The sequence below is a fragment of the Nocardioides sp. Soil796 genome, assembly GCF_001429525.1.
In the GTDB taxonomy this organism is placed as follows: Bacteria; Actinomycetota; Actinomycetes; order Propionibacteriales; family Nocardioidaceae; genus Nocardioides.
On the sequence record NZ_LMSQ01000019.1, the window covers coordinates 244,304 to 265,141 of the forward strand.

Below are 20,838 nucleotides of genomic sequence, written 5' to 3' on the forward strand. Positions count from 1 at the left end.
GTTCATGTTTCCCCGGTGCACCGGGGAAACCGACGAGGGAGGCGCACGGTCACTCGATGCGGTTGCCGTCCTCGTCCCAGTGCTCGGCGACCTTCTTCGACGGCTGCACCCGCGGCGGCTCTCCCGGCATCTTCGGGTGGTCGGGCGGATAGTTCATCTCGCCCAGCCCCGAGCTCTCGTAGAAGTCGATCAGCGGGGTCAGGTCGTGGTGCACGTCGTCGATCGTCGCCCAGGGGTCACCGTCGGCGAGCCGGTCCGGCACGGTGAACAGGTTGAACGCCCGCGGGTCCCTCAGGTCGGCCAGCTCCGACCAGGTCACCGGTGTCGAGACGGTTGCACCGGGCAACGGCCGCAGGGAGTACGCCGAGGCGATCGTGCGGTCGCGACAGTTCTGGTTGAAGTCGACGAAGATCCGCTCGCCCCGCTCCTCCTTCCACCACGCGGTGGTGACGCCGTCGTCGCGCTTCTCCAGCTCGCGCCCGAAGCCGATCGCGGCATGGCGTACGTCGACGAAGTCCCAGCGCGGCTCGATGCGCACGAAGATGTGCACGCCACGGTTGCCGCTGGTCTTCACGAAGCCCGTGATGCCGACGTCCTCGAGCAGCTCGCGGGCCACCCCCGCGACTCGCACGGCGTCGGCGAACGTCGTACCGGGCTGGGGGTCGAGGTCGATGCGCAGCTCGTCGGGGTGGTCGACGTCGGTGCGGCGAACCGGCCAGGGGTGGAAGGTCAGCGTGCCCATGTGCGCACACCAGACCGGGACCGCCGGCTCGGTCGGGCAGATCTCGTCGGCGGTGCGGCCGGACGGGAACGTGACCTGCACGGTCTCGAGGTAGTCGGGAGCCCCCTTGGGCACCCGCTTCTGGTAGAACGCGTCGGCGTTCCTGTCCTGCGGACCGGTCGCCAGCTTCATGCCCTCACGCACGCCGGAGGGCCAGCGCTCCAGCGCGGTCGGCCGGTCCCGCAACGCCCGCATCAGCCCGTCTCCGGCGGACGCGAAGAACTCCGCGACCATCAGCTTGGTGACCTCGGGGGTGTGCTCGGTGGCCTCGTAGATCACCCGGTCCGGGCTCGAGACGCGCACCGCGCGCCCGTCCACGTCGACCTCTGCGGCTGTTGCCTTCGCCATGGCCGTCACGCTACCGCCCGGGGAGTTGAGGCACCGGAATAGACTCGGCGCCATGGGTTACCAGGTCGAGAAGACGGACGAGCAGTGGCGTGAAGAGCTGACCCCCGAGGAGTACGCCGTGCTCCGGCAGGCCGGCACCGAGCGCCCGTTCGTCGGCAAGTACACCGACACCGAGGACACCGGTGTCTACCGCTGCAAGGCGTGCCGGGCCGAGCTGTTCACCAGCGACACCAAGTTCCACTCCGGCTGCGGCTGGCCGTCGTTCTACCAGCCGATGACCGACACGGTGGAATACATCGACGACTCCTCCCTCGGCATGAAGCGCACCGAGGTGCGCTGCGCCAACTGCGGCTCGCACCTCGGCCACGTCTTCCCCGACGGGTTCGGCACCCCCACGGGTGACCGCTACTGCATCAACTCGATCTCCCTCACGCTGGAGCCCAAGGCCCAGGCCTGACCCAGCCCGAGGCCCAGGTCTGACCCAGCCCGAGGCCGGGCCTGGCCGGGCCTGACCGCACCCACTCGCACGGCATACCGTCCTGCGAGGCGTTCCGCATCCCCCACGGCGCCACACCCACACCCCCCGAACGGGCCATCTGCGCGCCCGACCACGCCGAGGGACCGCTCGGCCACGGGCCGATCTCAGCGCGCCGGCCCAATTTTCATCAACGTTGGGCAGGCGCCGACGCCCAGATCTCAGCAGAGTTGCACTCATCCGTAGACGCCGACGGCTCAGGGACGCGGCTACAGGCGGGCTTACGTCATGGGGGGTGCATCTCGTACCCCCTCGAGCCAAGGGGTGTAGAGATGCGAAGGTCTGCAAGGTTTGGTGTGGGGTTGGGGGTGGCTGCCCTCGTGCTCACGGCGTTGTCCGCCACGAGCCCGAGTACGGCGGGTGAGGACCACGACAGGGTGGTCGCCAGGGTGCCCGCGACCTGGACTCCCATCGTCGAGGACGGTGGTGGAGTGTGGGGAACGGCCACGGTAGGCAACGTCACGGTCGTCGGTGGATCCTTCACCAGGGTCCGGGCACGGGGCGCGGCAAACGCCGTCACCCGCAACAACATCTTCGCCTTCAACTCCAACGGCACCATCAGCAACACCTTCGTGCCGACCATCGGCTCCCGGGTCTGGGACATCGTCCCCGCCGGCGACGGGGTGAGCGTGTTCGTCGCCGGCCAGTTCGGCTCGGTGAACCGGGTCTCCCGGACCAACCGGATCGCCCGCATCAACGTCAACACCGGCGCGGTGATGACCACCTTCCGGTCGCCCGGGTTCGACGGCAAGGTCATGGACGTGGAGCTGAAGAACGGCCGGCTCTACGTCGGTGGCTACTTCAGCGTGGTCGGAGGCCAGCCGCACACGGCGCTGGTCGCCCTCGACCCCAACACCGGCGCCCTCACCAACCACGTCGACCTGACCTTCACGGACGTCTTCCGGAGCTCCACGACGGCGACCATCCCGTCCGGCTTCTCCGGCGTCGGCATCGAGCGCTTCGCGATGACTCCGGACGGCTCGCGGCTGATCGCGGTCGGCAACTTCCGCAACGTCAACGGCCAGAGCCGGATCCAGGTCGCGATGGTCGACACCAGCGGCGCCACGGCGGCGCTGACCGACTGGTCGACCACGCGCTACTCGACGACGTGCTCCGGCAACTTCCCGACGTACACGACCGGCGTCGACACCTCCCCGGACGGCAGCTACTTCGCCATCTCCACGGGCGGTGCCTTCAACGGCGGGGCGAACTCCGGCACCCTCTGCGACTCGATCGCACGATGGGAGACCGCCCGCAGCGGCGCCGGCCAGCAGCCGACCTGGGTCGACTACCTCGGCGGTGACTCCGGCACGGCCGTCCACATCACCGGCTCCGCGGTCTACATCGGCGGCCACTTCCGGTGGACGAACAACGCCTACTGCGGTGACTGCATCGGTCCCGGCACGGTCAAGCGCTCGGGCATGGCCGCACTCGACGTGCGCAACGGGCTCCCGCTGACCTGGAACGCCGGCAAGCTGCCGCTCCGCTGGGGAGTCATGCGCTTCAACTCCACAGCCGAAGGCCTCTGGATCGGCCACGACGGCACCACCCTCGGTGGACAGCCGGCCGGCCGAGTCGGGCTGATGCCGCTCGTCGACGGGAAGATCCTCCCCGACGACGACACCGGCAGCCTTCCCGGTGATGCCTTCCAGCTGGGCCGGGTCGTCGCACCCACCGGTCCCAGTCCGATCGTCTACCGCGTCAACGCGGGCGGCCCCGAGGTTCCCTCCACGGACGGCTACGCCAACTGGGCAGCCGACCAGGACGCCAGCTCGGCGTACCGCAACAGCGGCAGCAACGCGGCCAGCTGGACGCAGGGCTTCGGCCGCAACGCCAGCGTTCCCACGGCCACGCCGACCGAGGTCTTCGCCGACGAGCGCTGGGACCCCAACGGTGACCCGGAGATGCAGTGGGACTTCCCGGTGACCACGGGTGTGCCGCTGCAGGTGCGCCTCTACTTCGCCAACGGGTACGACGGCACACAGTTCCCGGGACAGCGGGTCTTCGACGTCAGCGTCGAGGGCCAGACGGTGCTCGACAACTACGACATCGCGGCCGATGTCGGCCACTCGACGGGGACGATGAAGTCCTTCAACATCTCCGCCGCGGCCAATGACGGCAACGTCGACATCGACCTGGGCCACGTGGTGGAGAACCCGCTGATCAGTGCCATCGAGATTGTCCGGCCCGACATCGTCCCGCCGCCTCCCGTGGGTGACGACGACGTCTACCGGACGGGACTGACCGAGACCGCGGCCGGCACGACCACCCAGGTCGGCAACGGCAACGTCGACTGGAGCAGCGCGCACGGTGCGTTCATGGCCGACGGCAGGCTCTACAACGGCTGGGCCGACGGCACCTTCACCTGGCGCCCGTTCAACGGCACCACGTTCGGCACGCCGAGGGACATCAACCTCAACGGGCTGACCGCGTTCGCCTCCGAGCTGACGCAGATGCGGGCGATGTGGTTCGACCGGACCACCGGCCGTCTCTACTTCACGCTCAACGGCCAGAACACGCTCTACTACCGGTACTTCACCCCGGAGAGCCTCGTCGTCGGAGGCGTGCGGTTCACCGCACCGAACACCGGATCGGGCATCAACTGGAGCACCGTCAGGGGCGGATTCCTGGCCAACGGCAAGCTCCACTTCAGCAACAGCGACGGAACGCTGCAGACCGTGCAGTGGCAGAGCGGGGCGGTGCCGGGAACGGTCCAGACCCTCAGCGGCCCTTCCGTCGACGGCCACGACTGGAGCACTGGGGCCCTGTTCCTCAGGGCTCCGTGAGAGGACGCACACGGTCATGACCATGACGACACAACCCGTACGCGGCGTGGAGATGCCTCGGGCTCTCCAGGTCCTGCGCCGCAGGACTCCTCGGCCCGCCCAACTGGCTGTTCGTTCCCTGGTCCGGCGGTACGGCGAGCAGACCGCTGCTCGCCGTCCGCTGCCGGACTACCTGATCATCGGGTCCAAGAAGGGGGGAACGTCCTCATTGACGAACTGGCTCATCCAGCACCCCGACAACCTCAGGATGTTCCCCTCCTTCCAGCCGTTGAAGAGCGCCCACTTCTTCGACATCAGCTTCCACGAGGGCGTCGACTGGTACCGGGGCCACTTCCCGACCGAACGGTTCCGGGCCGGGCACCCCGGGGCCGTCGTGGGCGAGGCCAGTCCCTACTACATGTTCCACCCCGCGGCAGCGGGCCGGGCCCACTCGGTCGTGCCGGACGCGAAGATCATCGCCGTCCTGCGCAACCCGGTGAGCCGGGCCTACTCGAACTACTGGGACAGGGTCGCGGCCGGCACCGAGACCCTGCCCACGTTCGAGGCGGCGATCGACGCGGAGGAGGGCCGCCTGGCCGGGGTCGACCACGATCGCCTGCGGAGCGACCCGGCGTACTACTCCCTCGAGCACGACCAGTTCACCTACCTGGCCCGGGGCCGGTACGTCGAGCACCTGCCGACCTGGCTCGACGTGTATCCGGAGGAGCAGACCCTAGTCCTGCGGGCCGAGGACATGTACGACGACCCGGCAGGCGTCTTCGCCCGGGTCCAGGAGTTCCTGGGCCTGCGGGTGTGCCCGGACATCGACCTCAAGACCTACAACGAGCGTTCCAAGCCGCCGATCGACCCACGCACCCGCGACCGGTTGCGGGAGTACTACCGGCCCTGGAACCAGGCCCTCTACGAGCGGCTCGGCCGCGACCTGCACTGGAGCTGACATGCGAATCACCAGACCTCGGGTGGCGATCGCCCACGACTACCTCACCCAGCGGGGCGGCGCCGAGCGCGTCGTGCTCTCCCTGGCCAAGGGGTTCCCGGACGCGCCGATCTACACGTCGCTCTACGAGCCGGAGACCACCTTCCCCGAGTTCAAGGGACTGGACATCCGCACCTCGTCGCTGAACCGGGTCAGGGCCTTCCGCTCCGACCACCGCAAGGCGCTGCCGTTCCTGGCCCACGCGATGTCCCAGATGACCATCGACGCGGACGTCGTGATCGCCAGCAGCAGCGGGTGGGCCCACGGGGTCGGTGGCGACCACAAGAAGCTGGTCTACTGCTACTCCCCCGCACGCTGGCTCTACCAGTCCGGCGTCTACCTCTCGGGCGAGTCGGCCGTGCTCACCCGGCTGGGGCTGCGCGCGGTCTCCACGCCGCTGAGGGAGTGGGACCGGCGCCATGCACGCGCCGCCGACCGGTACCTCGCGATCTCCACCGTCGTGCAGGCCCGGATCCGCGACGCCTACGGGCTCGACTCGACCATCGTCCCGGCGCCCTCGTGCGCGCCCCTGCTCGACATCGCCGTCGAAGCGATCGACGAGCCGGCGGTCGATCGGGGCGGCTACGTCCTGTGCGTGTCCCGGCTGCTGCCCTACAAGAACGTCGACAAGGTGGTGGCGGCCTTCCGGGAGCTCCCCGACCGCCACCTCGTCGTGGTCGGGCGCGGTCCGGAGTGGGACACCCTCACCCGCGACCTGCCCGCCAACGTCACCTTCCTCCGCGACCTCACCGACGGCCAGATGCGCACGGTCTACGAGCGGTCCGCGGCGCTGGTCGCGGCCAGCCACGAGGACTTCGGGCTCACCCCGCTGGAGGCCGCGGCGTTCGGCAAGCCGAGCGTCGTGCTGGCCGCGGGAGGCTTCCTGGACACCATGGTCGAGGACCGGACGGCGGTCTTCTTCGATGCCCCCGAGCCGGCCAGGATCGCCGACGGCATCCGGCGGCTGTTCGCACGCACGTGGTCGACCGGCGAGATCATGGCGCACGGCGAGCGGTTCTCCGAGTCGGAGTTCCTCTCCACCATCGAGCAGCACGTGCTCGACCTCGCACGACCGGCAGAGCACACCCGCACCGCGGGTCGACACATCAGGGGGATCGCATGACCGAGCCGCGAAAGGCACTCATCACCGGCATCACCGGCCAGGACGGGCAACACCTCTCCGAGCACCTGCACGACCAGGGCTACGAGGTGTTCGGGCTGATCCGCGGCCAGCGGAACGCCCGGCGGGAGGAGTTCGTCGCCGAGTTCCCCTACGTCCGGCTGCTCGAGGCCGACCTGATCGATCCGACCTCGATGCTGGCGTCGGTCCTCACCTCCGAGGCGGACGAGATCTACAACCTGGGTGCGATCAGCCATGTGGGCTACTCGTTCCGCAACCCGCAGCTGACCGCCGACGTGACGGCCAAGGGCGTGCTCAACCTCCTCGAGGCGGTGCGCACCTCGGGGCGTGCGGACGAGATCCGCATCTACCAGGCCTCCACCTCCGAGATGTTCGGCGGACTGGACTACAACCGTCCGGGCACCGGCTACAACGAGAACTCCCTGTTCCACCCGCGCAGCCCGTACGGCGTTGCCAAGCTCTACGCCCACTGGATCGCGAAGACGTACCGCGAGAGCTACGGGATGTTCGTGACCTGCGGGATCCTCTTCAACCACGAGGGCGAGCGGCGTGGGCGTGAGTTCGTCACCCGCAAGATCAGCGACGGCGTCGCACGGATCCATCACGGACTCCAGGCCGACATCGTGCTCGGCGACCTGTGGCCGAAGCGGGACTGGGGCTACGCCGGCGACTACGTGCGCGGCATGTGGCAGATGCTCCAGCACGACGCACCGGACGACTTCGTCCTCGCCACCGGTGAGACCCACTCGATCGAGGACTTCCTCGCGTTGGCCTTCCTCGAGATCGGCATCGAGGACTGGCGGCCCTACGTGCGTCAGGATCCTGAGTTCATGCGGCCTGCCGAGGTCGACATCCTCCTCGGCGACCCCTCGAAGGCCGAGGAGGTCCTCGGCTGGAAGCGCGAGGTGGACTTCCCCGCGCTGGTCAGCCGCATGGTGCAGCACGACATCAGGCTGACCGCACCGCGCGCCTGATGAACGACACGGCGCTGGTCACCGGGGTCAACGGATTCGTCGGGCCCCACCTCGTGCGCGAGCTGCGCGCGCACGGCTACGACGTCGTCGGCCTGTCGCAGGAGCCCGGGCCCCGGACAGAGCTCGCGACGGACCTCGCCGACTACCTTGCCGTCGACCTGGTCGCGGGCCCGCCGTCGCTGCCGGACGTCGACGCCGTCGTGCACCTCGCGGGCCTGTCCGCCGTGGGGCCGTCCTTCGAGGATCCGCAGGGCTACATCACGGCCAACACCGCGATGACCACGTCACTGTGCGCCGCACTGCAGGAGCGTGGCAGCCGGGCCCGCGTGCTGGTCGTGAGCACCGGGGCCGTCTACGACCCCGCACAGTCGATGCCGATCGATGAACGTGGCCGCACCACCCCGACGTCGCCGTACGTCGTGAGCAAGCTGGCCGTCGAGTCGATCGCGGCGTACTACGCCCTCCGTGGGCTCTCCACGGTCGTCGGCCGCCCGTTCAACCACGTCGGTCCGGGACAAGGCAGTGGCTTCCTGGTGCCGGACCTGTTCACCGCGGTCGCACACGCCAGGGACACGGGAGCCGCGGTGCCTGTGGGCAACCTCGCCACGAGCCGTGACTACACCGACGTCCGGGACGTCGCCGCGGCGTACCGCCTGCTCCTGGAGGCCGACGTCGAGCCGGGCAGCGTCTTCAACGTCTGCAGTGGCCGGGCAGTGTCGGGCGAGATCCTGCTCAAGCTGGTCACCGAGCTGCTGGGCAGCCCCTCGGTGCGCGTCGAGCTCGACACCGACCGGGTCCGTCCCAACGATCCGCCGCTGGTCGAGGGCGATCCCTCGGCCCTGCGCCGGGCCACCGGCTGGACGGCGACGCGCTCGCTGGAGTCGACCCTCGCCGACATCCTGGTCTCACGGTCGGACGGATGACGACTGGGCCAGGACGTGCTCGAGCACGCCCTGTACTTGTGCCCGCCACGAGAACCGCGCTGCGTTGTCCAGACCGGCGGCCTGGAGCTCGGCCCACAGTGCGTCGTCCTCGACCACGCGTCGCACCTGGGCGCTGATCGAGCCGACGTCGGCCGGGTCGCAGTAGAGCACCGCTTCGCCGCAGCGTTCGCGAAGACTCGGGATGTCGGCCGCCACGACCGGAGTGCCGAACCGCATTGCCTCGACCGGAGGGAGCGGCGACGCCTCGTAGAAGGACGGGAACACGAAGACGCTGGCGCGCCTGTACTCGGCCTCGATCAGCTCGGGCTGGTTGATCTGGCCGAGGAAGTGGATGCGCCCCTCGAGCTCGGGTGGGATCGCGAAGCCGATCTGCTCGAAGCTCGCTCCGCCGGCCCCGACGAACACGAAGTCCAGGTCGGTGGTGCGGACCAGGTCGACGGCGACACGGGCCAGCCCCTCGGCGTTCTTGCGCTTGGTCAGCGAGCCGACGTACAGGCAGCGACGCTCGCGTGCCCGGAGGGTCGGCACCTCCGGCGCCCCGGGCTCCAGGGAAGCCGGCCGGTCACTGGGGTGGGCCTCGACGGCGCCCTCGCCGCCGCCGTTCTGCACGGCGACCAGGCGATGAGCGGGGACGAGGCGCCGGTAGTGGTGGCGGATGGCCGCGGCCTCGCTCCGGGACACGGTGTAGACCCGCTCGGACCGGGCCAGCACGACCGGGATGACGAGGCTGTAGAGGAGCCGGAAGCCGCGGCTGTAGGCGCTGGGGAAGTACTTGTAGGACAGGTCGTGGACCATCGTGTGGACCCGGCGCCGACGACGCAGCAACAGGGCGAGCGGGGCGAGATTTCCCAGGCAGAGCAAGGGATCCGAACCCGCCAGCCGGGGCAGCTCCAGCTGCTCCCAGGCGTGCGAGTTCAACCTTCCCGCTCTCCGGAGCCGGATCGCCTTGAAGTCCGGCGTGGTCACGAGCGACCCCCTCGCCGGCGCCAGCAGCTCCACCTCCAGGCCGGGGAGGAGACCCTCGTCCAGCATGGCGTCCAGAGCCTGCACGAACTCGATGGCCACCTTCTGCACGCCGGTGACGTCCTGCAGCAGGAATCGTCCGTTGATCGCCAGTCGCATCGTCATCGCCCCCCGGTCCGCGTCCTCAACGGAGGTGGGCCCGGCTCCTCGGCTCCAGCCACGCGGGCAGGTCGACGTCGTCGGCGAGGAAGTCGTGCAGGCGCAGGAGATCCGCTTCGAAGAGCGGGGCCAGGCTGCGCGTGATCTCGGCGGGCAACGGGTCCCGGCGGATGATCCGGCTCTTGACCGCTTCCCGGAACCGCCAGCTGGTCAGAAGTCGGGCGGTACGACGGAGTCCGGGACTGGCCGATGCCTTCCAGAGTGCCTGCTGGACGTGTCGGAAGCGCGGTGTCCCGGAGATGTTCACCCGCGGCATCCGCTCCCCCAGCCCGGGCACCTCGGGGAGCTCGAGGAAGCGGAGCACCTCGGCCAGCGTCGCGGCGTAGTCGCGTTCGAGGTCGTCGTAGAACCAGATCCCCAGGTTGTCGCGCGGCAGCAGCTCCCGGAAGGCGCCGATCGCGTCGGCGTACATGCTCATCGCGGTGTAATGCCACAGGTGGTGCCAGTTCGCGGCCCGTCGCTCGGGCTCGGCCCGGACCGCCGCGAGGAAGTCCTCCTCCGGCTCACGGCCCTGGGAGCGCAGGTACTGGAAGCTCGAGTACGCCCGCGCGACCGGGTCGCGCAGGAGGACGACGACCCGGACGTCCGGGTTCATCCGCAGCAGCTCGGGCAGGGCGTGCTGGTAGTAGTACAACGTCGACACGGAGCCCTCGCCCAGGGCGAGACCCGAGTCCCGCGGGTAGAGCGCAAGGTAGTCGTCACGGTCCGTGACCGCGGCCCGGTTGATGGAGAGCTGGTCGCCCGGCCCACGGAAGTCGGGCCGGGTGCCGTGCATCGCGAAGTAGTGGGGTTCCTTGGGATCGGTGACGAAGACCCGAGGATGGGCGCGCAGTCCCTCGATCAGGGCGGTGGTCCCTGCCCGTGCCGAACCCGCGACAACGAAGTCAGGGCCGGTTGGGGTCATGTGGTCGATGCTCTCCCGGTGCCCGACCGGTTTCATCACCTCAATTGGTCAAAGGATGCGGGTCACGGGACCGGCAGAGCCTCCGTGGCCCGGGCGAGCAGGTCCAGCCCCCAGCCGGAACGCTCGGTCGCGCTCGCCGGGGTGGCCTGCCGGTCCAGGACGAACCGCAGGTTGACCTCGAGCAGGTAGGCCACGGCCACCGCGTCGGCCTGGGCCCGGCCGAGCCCGATCTCGCCGGAGAGCAGGGCGGCCGCTTGCGCCTGCCAGGCTTGCTCCTCGGCCCGACCGACGCCAGACTCCACCCGGAGCTGCTGGGCGAGGTAGTGGATCTGGTCGAAGCCCACCGGGACGTCCTCGGCGAAGTGCTCCCAGTCCCACAGCAGGACGCGACCGCCGTCCCACGCCATGTTCCAGGCGGTCCAGTCTCCGTGCCAGCATCCCAGCGGCAGGCTGACGTCGCCGGCACGGGCCTCCAGGGTGTGCAGGCTCGCTCCGAGACGCGACCGCCGACCGGCGTCGTCGACCTCACCGACCCGTTGCCGGACGCTGTCCATCCAGCGGCTGTCGGCCAGCCGGTCGACACGAGGCGAGTCGGCGTGGGCGAGCTCCGCCATGGCGGTCAGCGGCATCCCCACCCCCGACGACGATCGCGCCGGCGCGACCAGCGGTGAGACCAGCAGCATCTCCAGGCCGTGCCAGGAACCCTGGTGCAGCAGCCCCGGCAGGACGACCTCCTGCAGGCCGAACCGCGACACCCGCTCCAACGCGGCAGACTCGGCGTGCACGGCTGCGCGACCGTGGGCGTCGATCCCGACCTTGCCGAAGGCCACGGTGGTGCCACGACGGTCGAGGACCCGGACGACGAAGCTGCGGGCGTGTGTCCAGTTGCCGATCCTGATCGCGATGCCGGTCTCCCGCCCGACCACACCTTCGAGCACGGTGATCAGCGACTCGGCCTCCCCCGGCTCGACCCGGAGGCGCGGCACCGGCACCAGACGGGTGAGGCCGGAGGTGTGCGCCAGGGCCAGGAGACGTCGTCCGGCGGACGTGAGCCCACGGGACTCCCCGGCTCCCAGCGCGACCGCGGTCGACGGCGCGTCGGTGGGCAGCAGCCAGTGGGGAGAGCGCACGTGCGGCAGCACGGCGTACAACCTCTGTCCGGGATCGGCACGCATCGCCCGGGTGAGGTCGATGCGCACGGCGTCCGGCCAGATCGCCCTGGCCGTGTCCAGCAGGAGCGCGGACTCGGACGCTCGCCCCATCAGGCACCCCTCCCGGAGACTCGGTCTGGCCGTCGGCTTCCTTGGCAGGCTAGGTGATCGCAGGTCGCTCGACACCAGAACTGGGGACATTCTCCAATCCGAAACGGGGACCGCCGAGCCTGTGCGATGCTGGATGAATGGTCAGGATCCGGCTCTCATGTGCAGTCGGCCTGCTGGTGCTCGGCGTGACGACGGCCTGTCAGGACGCGGAGCCGGCGAAGCATCCACTCGAGATGAACGACACGTCCTCGGCCTCGTCGACCACCTCGCAGACACACCCGCCCGACGCCAGCCAAGAGGCCACCTCGATCGACGACCCGCGCGTGGCTCAGTCGAGCGGCCTGGCCCGCAGCTACCTCCACCCCGGTGTGCTCTACACGCACAACGACCGGAGCACGTCGGCGCCCCAGATCTTCGCCATCGACGCCAGTGGCACGCGCGCCGTCCTCACTCTCGAGGCGCAGGCAGTGGACTGGGAGGACATCGCCAGCACACCCGACGGACGCCTGTGGGTGGCCGACACCGGTGACAACGACGGTGCCCGTTCCTCGATCGCGGTGTACGTCGTGACCGAGCCGGACGTGCTCACCAGCAGCACGCTGGCCACCACGACGTACCGCTTCACCTACCCGGACGGGTCGCACAACGCGGAGGCGCTCCTCGTGCACCCGACCACGCACCGCCTCTACCTGGTGACCAAGGACCCCGTCGCAGGCACGGTCTTCGTGGCGCCGAGTGAGCTCGACCCGGAAGGCGTCAACGTCCTCGAGCCGGTGGCCGATGCCCCCGCGAACGTGACGGCCGGCGACTTCTCCCCGGACGGCTCGATGCTGGTCCTGCGCAACCAGGGTCGCGCGTACTTCTACCGCGGCTTCGAGGACGATCCCGTGGGCGTCACCCTGCCGAAGCAGCCCCAGGGCGAGGCGATCACCTTCGAGGCTGACGGCGCCCACGTGCTCCTGGGGAGCGAGGGGCCGCAGAGCCAGATCCTTCGGTTGACCGTTCCGACCCTGCCGAGCTGACCGCCGGATCGACGACGGCCGACTCCTCAGCCTTCTCGACCGGCTCCCTGGTCGCCCGCCCGCGCACGTCATGGGCGTACGCCGCCCGCGGCGAGTCGCCGAGGGCGTTGCACACGATGCCGACGGCACCGACCTTGAGGTGGCGCAGGGTCTCTCGTACGGCAACCAGCTGCCGACGTCGCGAGACCCGGTCACGGGTCACCACGATCACCACGTCGGCCAGGGTCGCCAGCTCGAGCGAGTCCGCCCCGGTCAGCACCGGGGGGCTGTCGAGGATGACCAGGTCCGCCTCCGCGGCCAGCTCGGAGAGCACCAGGCGCATCCGGCCGGAGCTGAGCAGCGCCGCGGGGTTCGGCGGCGCCGTTCCGGCGGCGAGCACGTCGAGGTTGTCCACCCCGACGTCGATCAGGTAGGACGATGCCTTGTCCTCGCTGACCAGCAGGTCGGACAGGCCGGGAGGATCGTCGAGGCCGAAGCGCGCCGACACCGCCCCGCGCCGGAGGTCGCCGTCGACCATGACCACGCGAAGTCCGAGGCGGGCTGCGGCGACCGCGAGGTTGCAGCTCGTGATGGTCTTGCCCTCGCCCTCCTGGCCCGACGTGGTCAGCACGACCGCGCCGTGGGTGTCGGCGGCCCGCGCGGTCGCGGCCATGAACCGCACGTTGACGGCGAGGCGTTGGTACTCCTCGCTGGCGGGTGCGTGCGGGTTCTCCACGGTGACGAGGTCGTCGCGGTAGGCCCGCTCCGGCCATGCCGGGACCCGACCCACCACCACCGCGCCGACCGCCTGGCGGACCGACTCCTCACCGTGCACGGCGTCGTCGAACCGGTCCCGCAGGATGGCCGCACCCAGGCCCAGCAGCAGCCCGAAGAGGGCTCCGAGGATCACGTTGAGCAGGGTCTGCGGTGAGACCGGATCGTGGTCGGCCTCGGCGGAGCGCAGCAGCTCGCCACCCGATCCGACCGAGGTCAACTGGTCGGTCAGGGACTCCATCTGGGTGGCGATCTGGCCGAGCTTGGTGAGCACGTTGCGCCGCTCCGCCTGGAGCTCCGCCTTGCCCGAGCCGTCCTTGGCGAGCAGCCGGTCGATCTCCTTGAGCCGGCGGTCGACCTCCGTCTCCTCCTGCGTGAGGCGGTCCCGGGCGCGTTCGTAGCGGGAGATCGACTCCTGCTGGCGGAACTGCAGGTAGGCCGTGGCCACGGTGTTCGCGGTGTCGGCGGCCCGGTCGGGAGAGGTGTCCTCGGCGGTGACCCGCAGGATGCGGCTCGTGTTGAGCGCCTGCACGGTCACCAGCTTCGTCAGGTCGGGCGTCTTGTCCAGGGAGAGCTGTGTCTGCACCAGGCGCGCGACGGGCAGGGACGTGACCACCTGAGTCTGCGTGGCCACCTCCTCGGCGGCGATGTCAGTGGCCAGCTCGGTGCCCGAGGGTTCGATGAGGACGTCGGCGGTGGAGACGTACTGCGGAGTCGCGGCCAGCGAATAGGCGAGGGCCAGCGCCACCGCGGCCACGAGAACGACCAGCACCAGACGCCACCGGCGCCGCAGGGCACGGGCGTAGTCACTGAAGTTCTTTCGGTCCGGCACGTCCGCGACATCTTCGGTCATCAGCAAAACGGCCCCCATCGGTCCTTTTTCATGCAGTCTAGAGCGAGTGAAGCAATCTGGGTCGGGAATGTCTGTCAGCGGAGCCATGGTCTGGTTCGCTGTCTCCTACGCCGGAGCGGTCGTCGGATTCCTGGGTGTGAATGCGGTCGCCGCACGGTGGCTCGGACCTGCCGACTTCGGCCTGTTCGTCGCGGCCATCGCGGCGACCGGACTGCTCGGACAGATCGGACTCGTGGGTTCCCACCGGTCGGGTCTCCGCGAGGTGGCCCGTCTCCGGGACGTCGATGACCCCCTGGCCATGGGCGCCCTGCGCAACGGCGTCCGCGCGGTGAACCTGACCACGTTGCCCGCACTCGGGCTGCTCGGCGGAGCAGCGGCCTGGGTCCTCGCCTCCGACGAGAGTGCGACCACGCGTGCCCTGCTGGCCGTCACCGTGGTCGCCCTCGTCGTCCTGTGCGGCCAGCAGCAGCTGTGGGCGAACTACGTGCGCGGCCTCGGCCACGTCCGCTTCGCCAGCCTGCTGGAGGGACGATCCGGCGGCGCACTCGTCGCGGCGCTGCAGGCCGTCTTCGTGCTCCTCGCGTGGCTGCTCTGGTCGGGGGCCGGCCTGGCCGGCGCGCTGTTGGCTGTCGCCGCAGGATTCCTCCTCCCCGTCGTCGCGGCCCGGTGGACCGTCCATCGGCGGTGGCGCGGGGTGACCGATCCGCAACCCCAGCTGTGGCGTGACCTCCGGCAGACCATCCGGCGGGACTGGCGATTCCTCAGCGCCCAGGTGGCGACGTACCTCAATGTCAGCACCGAGATCTGGATCGGGGCGCTGCTGCTCGCCAAGGTCGACGCCTCGATGTTCTCCGCCGGTCAACGCCTGGCCCTGCTCCTCGTGCTGCCGCTGACCGCACTCCAGGTCGTGCTGGCTCCGGTGATCGCCCGCGCCGCCAACGCCGGGCGTGAGGACCAGTCCCTCGAGCCCCTGCTCCGCACCGCCGCCACCGTGGCCACCGGGTTGAGCGTCGTGCTCGCGCTGCCGTTCCTGGTCGCCCCGGGCCGCGTGGTCGACCTCGTCTACGGGTCCGGTTTCGAGGAGTCCGTCCCCGTGCTGTTGCTGCTGGCCCTGGGGTCCATCGGGAACGTGGCCACGGGTACGGCGGGCACCACCTTGTCGATGCTCGGACGCGAGGGGGTGTCGGCACAGGTCCAGTGGTCGGGCGCGCTGCTCCGGATCGGGCTCGGGGTGCCGGCGGCCCTGTTCGGCGGTCTGATGGGCCTCACCCTCTCCGCCCTGGCCGTCTCGATCTTCGTGTTCACGGTGATGTGGTGGCGGGCTCACCAGGCGGTCGGCTTGTTCACCCATGCCACGCTTCGTCCAGAGATGTCCCTGCTCCGCAGGACTCCGGGCTAGGAGGGACACGTGGAGATCACCCTGTCCGTGCTGCTGGCCACGTTCCTGTTCTTCGGCCTGCTGGTCACCTGCGCCGCCCTCTTCACCTCCGGGCCGAGCGACGTGGTGCTGCTGTTCGTCCTGGTGTTCTGCCTCTTCTACGGGTTCCGCCCACTCCTCTTCGTCCTGGGACTCGACGGGCCCCACCCGGGAGAGCTGTTCCCGCCGGCGGGGTTCTCGCACGTCCTCACCCGGACGCTGCTGGGCCTGACGCTCTATCTCTTCTTCGTCCTCGTCGGCATCGCCGCCGTACTCCGGTCGGGGGTGCGTGGCTGGGGCCCGTTCTTCGCCGACCACGAGGTCGACCTGCGCCGCTCGCTCAACGTCACCCTGATCCTGACCGCACTCGGCCTGGTCATCTCGGTGTACCTCGTCGCACGCTACGGCGGGGTGGGCGGCGTGATCCGCGCGGGCAAGTACGACAAGGAGCTGGCCGGCCTCTACATCCTCCGCTCGTTCTCGGCGGTCGGTGCGGTGGTGGCCGCGACGACGTTCATCGACTTCCGCCGGCAGGGCTCCAACTCGAGGCTGCTCACCCTGGTCCCCCTGGTCTGCGCGTTCGCGAACGCGTTCTTCGTGTTCATCTGGGGTGGCCGGAGCACGCTGATCGTGGTCGGCGCGACCCTCGTGCTGGGCATGCAGGCCCGGCGTCGTCGGGACAGGCCGGTCCACCGGCAGCGCGTGCTGGTTCGGCTGCTGATCGCGGTCGTGCTGGTGATCGTCGGGGCGAGCGGGATGCGGATGGCCCGCGACACCCTGACCCACGGCGAGGTGCAGGCCGGCTATGCCTCCTCGAGTGTCTGGCGCCAGGCCTCCGTCGGCACCAACTCGATCTACTTCGACGCCGCCATGCTGTCCTTCCGGGACTGGCCGAGCCGCCAGCAGTTCCGCGGCGGTGACGACTTCTACAAGGGCCTGGTCGGCGTCGTCCCACGAGCGGCCTGGCGCGACAAGCCGGTCGGCATCCCACCCGGAAAGTGGTTCCGACAGGTCTACGAGCCCCGCAAGATCAACGGCTGGCCCATGGGCGCGGGCGCCCTGTGGTACCTCAACTTCGGGTGGCTCGGCCTGCCGTTGGGTGGGCTCATCTCCGGGTTGATCGTCGGTCTCGTGGCCGCGGCCCAGCGGCGCCGGCCCAGGAGCGGCTTCAACACGGGTGTCGCGGTGATCGCCGCCGTGTTCGTGCTGCCCCTGGGCTGGGACAACCAGACCCTGATGAAGTTCATCATCTGGTTGGTGCCGATGTGGGTGCTCGCGCGCTACATCGCCCCTCGACGAGCCCGCAGGTCCCTGGTGACCGGCATCCCCGCCGCGCGCCAGGCCGCGAACCCACCGACCACGTCCGTGGCCCGGTGGACTCCCAGCTGGCGCAACGAGTCGGCGGCCAAGGACGACGTGTAGCCCTCCTGGCACAGCACCAGCACGCGTGCGTCGTACGACGCCAGCGGCAGGCGGGTCTCACTACGCGGGTCGAGACGCCACTCGAGCACGTTGCGATCGATGACCAGCACACCCGGGAGCGGTTCGACCTCGCCCTCGGCGGCGCGCTGTGCGTCGGGGCGGATGTCGACCAGGATCGCCCGACCGCCGATCAGCTCCTGGTACGCCGCACGCGCGCTGGCCCGGTCCAGGTGGGAACGGGCCTCGGCGAGCATGTCGTCGATGCCGTTGAAGTAGATCTCCTCGAAGCGCGGGGCCGTCACTGCCTCGGCGGTCACCACTGCTCACGTCCTTCCACACCGGTGGCCTCGAGTCGGCCGTCGACCAGGACGTAGCGGGTCATCGCCGCCAGCCGGGGCGAGTAGGCGTGCACCGAGAGCGCCGGACGGTCGCCGAGGTTGACGACGTCGTGGACGTGGTTGGCCGAGAAGGCCCAGGCCTCGCCGATGCCGAGTCGCCGTACCTCCTGGCCGCTCTTGCCGAGGCCGTGCTCGATGACGCTGTGCTCGGTGAGTTCGCCGGAGATCGTGGTGAAGGCGCCGGAGGCGTCACCGTGGTCGTGCCAGCCGGTGCGGGAACCGGGTGGCCACGAGATCAGCCAGAGCTGGAAGTCGTCGGTGGAGACCAGCTCGGTCCACTGGCGCTCGGTCGCGTTCGGGTCGTGCAGGTGGAGCAGGTCGGGGTCGTCTGCGTAGTCACGCAGGGTCTGCAGCAGGGGCAGGACGGTCAGGACGGTCATGGCTTCTCCTGTGTCGGAGGTGGATCTGGGTGGATGTCGGGGCGCGGGAGGACATCCACGGACACAGGTCACTGGCCGTGCGGAGCAGGTCGACGTGCAGACGGCGGTACGCCGGGTAGGACATGGGGACTTCTCTCGGAGGGCGCACGGAGACGGTGCGCGGGGTTTCGGCTGAGCGAGTGTCAGGCGAAACGACAACACTCGACGGACGCGCCGCAGCGCATTCCGTGAATGTCGAGTACCGAGGTCATGAATCAAGTGTGCGGGGTGGGGCCCAGCGGATCAAGGCTGGTCTCACGGTGTGGTCAGGTGCGACCCATGAACAACAGCAGGAGCGCCAGGACGGCGAGGACGCTCAGCAGCGGCCAGACATTGGCCGAGCCCGTGAAGCGGGCAAGAGACAGCTTCATACCCCTATAGACGCACGAGCGGCCGGATCGGTTGCGTTGCTCGTCCGGGGTGCGCCCACGGCGCGGCGATCAGGGCAGGCGGTCGAGCAGGTCCGCGGGGGTGGCCCGGGTGCCGGTGTAGAACGGCACCTCCTCACGCACGTGGCGGCGGGTCTCGGAGCCGCGCAGGTGACGCATCAGGTCGACGATGCGGTACATCTCGTCACCCTCGAAAGCGAGGATCCACTCGTAGTCGCCGAGCGCGAACGACGGCACCGTGTTGGCCCGCACGTCGGGGAAGTCGCGGGCCATGCCGCCGTGCTCGGCGAGCAGGCGGCGGCGCTCGGCGTCCTCGAGGAGGTACCACTCGAAGGAGCGCACGAACGGGTAGACCGCGACGTGCGTGCGGGGCTCCTCGGACAGGAAGGCCGGCAGGTGGCTCTTGTTGAACTCGGCCGGACGGTGCAACGCCATCTGCGACCAGACCGGTGCGACGCGTCGCCCGAACGCCGTACGCCGGAACGCGTTGTAGGCGGCCTGGAGCGTCTCGGACTCCTCCGCGTGCCACCAGATCATCACGTCGGCGTCGGCCCGGAAGCCGGACACGTCGTAGGTGCCGCGCACGACCACGTCGTCGGCGGCGAGCTTCTCGTAGAACGCCTCGAGCTCCTGCGCCTCGGCGGCCCGGTCTTCAGCGGTGGCGTCGCCGAAGGTCGTGTCGAGCCTGAAGACCGACCACATCGTGTAGCGGATCTTGTCGTTCAGCTCGCGGATCTGCGCAGCGTTCGTGGGAGCAGGGTTGGACATGCCCCCATTGTGCCGCGCCGTTGCCCCGCCCCCTCCCCCGGGTAGTCCCTGACGTTTCGTTCCTCCAGTTGGGATAGTCCCTGACGTTTCGGTCCTTCGGTACGGCGATTCGGGGCGCGAACGTCAGGGAGTATCCAGGTGGAGGAGGTCGGCCACGGCGCGCTCGGCCGAGGCGATCACGGCCGGGATCCCGATGCCGTCGTACGCCGCACCGCACACGGCCAGGCCGGGCACCTCGGCCACGGCGGCCCTGATCCGCGCGACCCGGTCGAGGTGGCCGACGGTGTACTGCGGCAGGCCGCCGCCCCAGCGCTGCACGAGGGAGTCGACCGGCCGGGCACGGATCCCGGTGGCCAGCGCCAGGTCCGCCAGTGACTGCTCGACCAGCTCCTCGTCGGGGAACTGCAACGCCGCCTCCTCGTGGTGACGCCCGATCGAGGTGCGCAGCAGCAACAGGTTGTCGCCGGCCTCGCGGACCCAGTCCCACTTGTTGAAGCTGAACGTGGCCGCCTTGATCCGGCGCCCGTCGACCGGCGGCACGAGGAAGCCGGAGCCCTCGAGGCCGGCCAGGTCGGCGGCGCGGAAGGCGAGGGTGACGATCGCCATCGACGCGTAGTCGATCTCGGCCAGGGCACGCGCGGCGTTCGGAGCAAGGTCGCCGAGCAGCCGACCAGCGGGGGTGCCCGGGAGGGCGAGCACCACCTCGTCCGCCTCGATCAGCTCCGGGTGTGTCGTCGGGCCGACGGTCACCTCGAAGCGAGAGATGTCTCCTCGCGCCTCGCCCACCGGCCGGCTGCGTAGTGCGCGCACGGTGGTCGACGTGCGCACCTCGAAACCGCCTGCAGCGACCACCTCGAGCGGCAGTCGACCCACGCCGCCGACGAGACCGGCGAAGACCGGCACGTCGGACGGGGCCGGCGTGGCTCGCGCGGCCTCGAGCAACGAGGGCGAGAGAGCCAGGAGCCCCACCACCTGCGGGATCGTGGCCCGCGCGGAGAGCTCTGTGGCGTGTCCGGCGTAGACCCCGCCGAGCAGCGGCTCGACCAGACGATCGACGACCTCCACGCCGAGGCGCCGGGCCACGAAGTCGGCCACCGACACGTCGTCGGCCTCCGGCGCCAGGACCTGCTCGGCGCGCGCCCGGGCCACGCCGTCGTCGGAGAGCACTCCGGACGCGGCCAATTGTTCGAGGTCTGCCGGGACCCCCATCACCGAACGCGGCAGGGGGCGCAGCGCGTCACGCGTCCAGAGCCGTGAAGAGAGTGTGCCGGGGTGCACGAGGTCGAGCCCGAGCTCGCGGGCCAGGCCGGTCGCCTCGGGCCGGCGGTTCAGCATCGCCTCGGCACCGACGTCGACCTGCACTCCCCCGACCTCGGCCAGCCGGAGCTTGCCACCCACCTGCGGCGACGACTCGAGCACGGTCACGTCGCGTCCGGTGGCGGCCAGCCTGCGGGCTGCGGTGAGGCCGGCAATGCCTGCGCCGACAACGACGGTTCGAGTCACCCGGCCAGCCTGCCAGACGCCGATTCGGCTCATCGTGGTGGATCGCCTGCACCTCGTGGGT

General features: G+C 70.0%; 17 protein-coding genes. 8 read left to right on the plus strand and 9 right to left on the minus strand.

What is annotated here, in order from left to right; genetic code table 11:
• Positions 1 to 49: 49 nt before the first annotated feature.
• The gene (locus tag ASH02_RS18435) at positions 50 to 1,129 is read right to left on the minus strand and encodes a DNA polymerase domain-containing protein (RefSeq protein ID WP_056685908.1); all 1,080 of its coding nucleotides are present in this window, start codon (positions 1,127 to 1,129) and stop codon (positions 50 to 52) included.
• 52 nt (positions 1,130 to 1,181) lie between these two features.
• Between ASH02_RS18435 and msrB the strand changes: the two genes are divergently transcribed.
• From msrB to ASH02_RS18465, 6 genes are all read left to right on the plus strand, one after another.
• A complete protein-coding gene (gene msrB, locus ASH02_RS18440; RefSeq protein WP_056685905.1) occupies positions 1,182 to 1,586 on the plus strand; it encodes a peptide-methionine (R)-S-oxide reductase MsrB in 405 nt (134 codons plus the stop codon).
• A gap of 386 nt (positions 1,587 to 1,972) precedes the next feature.
• Complete coding sequence (locus ASH02_RS18445) at positions 1,973 to 4,450, plus strand: malectin domain-containing carbohydrate-binding protein (RefSeq protein ID WP_057295236.1); 2,478 nt, start codon at positions 1,973 to 1,975, stop codon at positions 4,448 to 4,450.
• Between the two features lie 22 nt (positions 4,451 to 4,472).
• A complete protein-coding gene (locus ASH02_RS18450; RefSeq protein WP_162262600.1) occupies positions 4,473 to 5,387 on the plus strand; it encodes a sulfotransferase domain-containing protein in 915 nt (304 codons plus the stop codon).
• A gap of 1 nt (position 5,388) precedes the next feature.
• The gene (locus ASH02_RS18455) at positions 5,389 to 6,549 is read left to right on the plus strand and encodes a glycosyltransferase (RefSeq protein WP_057295238.1); all 1,161 of its coding nucleotides are present in this window, start codon (positions 5,389 to 5,391) and stop codon (positions 6,547 to 6,549) included.
• Positions 6,546 to 7,541, plus strand: coding sequence for a GDP-mannose 4,6-dehydratase (locus ASH02_RS18460; RefSeq protein ID WP_056685893.1), 996 nt, complete (start codon positions 6,546 to 6,548; stop codon positions 7,539 to 7,541). Before ASH02_RS18455 ends, ASH02_RS18460 begins: the two co-directional genes overlap by 4 nt.
• Positions 7,541 to 8,464, plus strand: coding sequence for an NAD-dependent epimerase/dehydratase family protein (locus ASH02_RS18465; RefSeq protein ID WP_056892042.1), 924 nt, complete (start codon positions 7,541 to 7,543; stop codon positions 8,462 to 8,464). The genes ASH02_RS18460 and ASH02_RS18465 overlap by 1 nt, the downstream gene beginning before the upstream one ends.
• Here the strand turns inward: ASH02_RS18465 and ASH02_RS18470 are convergent.
• The 3 genes from ASH02_RS18470 to ASH02_RS18480 all read right to left on the minus strand — a co-directional run bounded on the left by ASH02_RS18470 (position 8,447) and on the right by ASH02_RS18480 (position 11,833).
• On the minus strand, positions 8,447 to 9,613 hold the full coding sequence (locus ASH02_RS18470; RefSeq protein WP_056685887.1) for a glycosyltransferase family 4 protein: 1,167 nt from the start codon (positions 9,611 to 9,613) through the stop codon (positions 8,447 to 8,449). The two genes, ASH02_RS18465 and ASH02_RS18470, sit on opposite strands and share 18 nt — an antisense overlap.
• 19 nt (positions 9,614 to 9,632) lie before the next feature.
• Positions 9,633 to 10,571: a sulfotransferase gene (locus ASH02_RS18475; protein WP_162251027.1), complete on the minus strand. Its 939-nt coding sequence runs from the start codon at positions 10,569 to 10,571 to the stop codon at positions 9,633 to 9,635.
• A gap of 62 nt (positions 10,572 to 10,633) precedes the next feature.
• Entirely contained in the window at positions 10,634 to 11,833 is a 1,200-nt protein-coding gene (locus ASH02_RS18480) for a hypothetical protein (protein WP_056685881.1), read from the minus strand.
• Positions 11,834 to 12,066: 233 nt separating this feature from the next.
• Here ASH02_RS18480 and ASH02_RS18485 point away from each other — a divergent pair, with 233 nt between their 5' ends.
• Positions 12,067 to 12,855 carry a hypothetical protein gene (locus tag ASH02_RS18485; RefSeq protein ID WP_156409804.1) on the plus strand — a complete coding sequence of 263 codons (789 nt, stop codon included), beginning with the start codon at positions 12,067 to 12,069 and terminating at the stop codon, positions 12,853 to 12,855.
• On the opposite strand, the gene ASH02_RS18490 is transcribed toward ASH02_RS18485, so the two are convergent.
• Positions 12,761 to 14,440 (minus strand): polysaccharide biosynthesis tyrosine autokinase, encoded by a 1,680-nt coding sequence (locus tag ASH02_RS18490; protein ID WP_162262601.1) that lies wholly within the window; start codon positions 14,438 to 14,440, stop codon positions 12,761 to 12,763. The genes ASH02_RS18485 and ASH02_RS18490 overlap by 95 nt on opposite strands.
• An 88-nt stretch (positions 14,441 to 14,528) precedes the next feature.
• Here ASH02_RS18490 and ASH02_RS18495 point away from each other — a divergent pair, with 88 nt between their 5' ends.
• Positions 14,529 to 15,860: a lipopolysaccharide biosynthesis protein gene (locus tag ASH02_RS18495; protein ID WP_082620945.1), complete on the plus strand. Its 1,332-nt coding sequence runs from the start codon at positions 14,529 to 14,531 to the stop codon at positions 15,858 to 15,860.
• Between the two features lie 1,298 nt (positions 15,861 to 17,158).
• Here ASH02_RS18495 and ASH02_RS25745 read toward each other — a convergent pair.
• The 4 genes from ASH02_RS25745 to hemG all read right to left on the minus strand — a co-directional run bounded on the left by ASH02_RS25745 (position 17,159) and on the right by hemG (position 20,777).
• Entirely contained in the window at positions 17,159 to 17,617 is a 459-nt protein-coding gene (locus tag ASH02_RS25745; protein ID WP_235530176.1) for a rhodanese-like domain-containing protein, read from the minus strand.
• The gene (locus ASH02_RS18505; protein ID WP_057295243.1) at positions 17,614 to 18,078 is read right to left on the minus strand and encodes a cysteine dioxygenase; all 465 of its coding nucleotides are present in this window, start codon (positions 18,076 to 18,078) and stop codon (positions 17,614 to 17,616) included. The genes ASH02_RS25745 and ASH02_RS18505 overlap by 4 nt, the downstream gene beginning before the upstream one ends.
• Before the next feature lie 479 nt (positions 18,079 to 18,557).
• Positions 18,558 to 19,274 carry a hydrogen peroxide-dependent heme synthase gene (gene hemQ, locus ASH02_RS18510; protein WP_057295244.1) on the minus strand — a complete coding sequence of 239 codons (717 nt, stop codon included), beginning with the start codon at positions 19,272 to 19,274 and terminating at the stop codon, positions 18,558 to 18,560.
• Between the two features lie 123 nt (positions 19,275 to 19,397).
• Entirely contained in the window at positions 19,398 to 20,777 is a 1,380-nt protein-coding gene (gene hemG / locus ASH02_RS18515; RefSeq protein ID WP_082620967.1) for a protoporphyrinogen oxidase, read from the minus strand.
• Positions 20,778 to 20,838 lie beyond the last annotated feature (61 nt).

Excerpts from the sequence above, each read along its gene's own strand:
- ASH02_RS18465 (WP_056892042.1), top strand. The coding sequence starts at position 7,541 with ATGAACGACACGGCGCTGGTCACCGGGGTCAACGGATTCGTCGGGCCC.
- hemQ (WP_057295244.1), bottom strand. The coding sequence starts at position 19,274 with ATGTCCAACCCTGCTCCCACGAACGCTGCGCAGATCCGCGAGCTGAAC.
- ASH02_RS18470 (WP_056685887.1), bottom strand. The coding sequence starts at position 9,613 with ATGACGATGCGACTGGCGATCAACGGACGATTCCTGCTGCAGGACGTC.
- ASH02_RS18480 (WP_056685881.1), bottom strand. The coding sequence starts at position 11,833 with ATGGGGCGAGCGTCCGAGTCCGCGCTCCTGCTGGACACGGCCAGGGCG.
- ASH02_RS18475 (WP_162251027.1), bottom strand. The coding sequence starts at position 10,571 with ATGACCCCAACCGGCCCTGACTTCGTTGTCGCGGGTTCGGCACGGGCA.
- ASH02_RS18450 (WP_162262600.1), top strand. The coding sequence starts at position 4,473 with ATGACGACACAACCCGTACGCGGCGTGGAGATGCCTCGGGCTCTCCAG.
- msrB (WP_056685905.1), top strand. The coding sequence starts at position 1,182 with ATGGGTTACCAGGTCGAGAAGACGGACGAGCAGTGGCGTGAAGAGCTG.
- ASH02_RS18435 (WP_056685908.1), bottom strand. The coding sequence starts at position 1,129 with ATGGCGAAGGCAACAGCCGCAGAGGTCGACGTGGACGGGCGCGCGGTG.
- ASH02_RS18505 (WP_057295243.1), bottom strand. The coding sequence starts at position 18,078 with ATGACCGTCCTGACCGTCCTGCCCCTGCTGCAGACCCTGCGTGACTAC.
- ASH02_RS18455 (WP_057295238.1), top strand. The coding sequence starts at position 5,389 with ATGCGAATCACCAGACCTCGGGTGGCGATCGCCCACGACTACCTCACC.
- ASH02_RS18485 (WP_156409804.1), top strand. The coding sequence starts at position 12,067 with ATGAACGACACGTCCTCGGCCTCGTCGACCACCTCGCAGACACACCCG.
- ASH02_RS18460 (WP_056685893.1), top strand. The coding sequence starts at position 6,546 with ATGACCGAGCCGCGAAAGGCACTCATCACCGGCATCACCGGCCAGGAC.
- ASH02_RS18495 (WP_082620945.1), top strand. The coding sequence starts at position 14,529 with ATGTCTGTCAGCGGAGCCATGGTCTGGTTCGCTGTCTCCTACGCCGGA.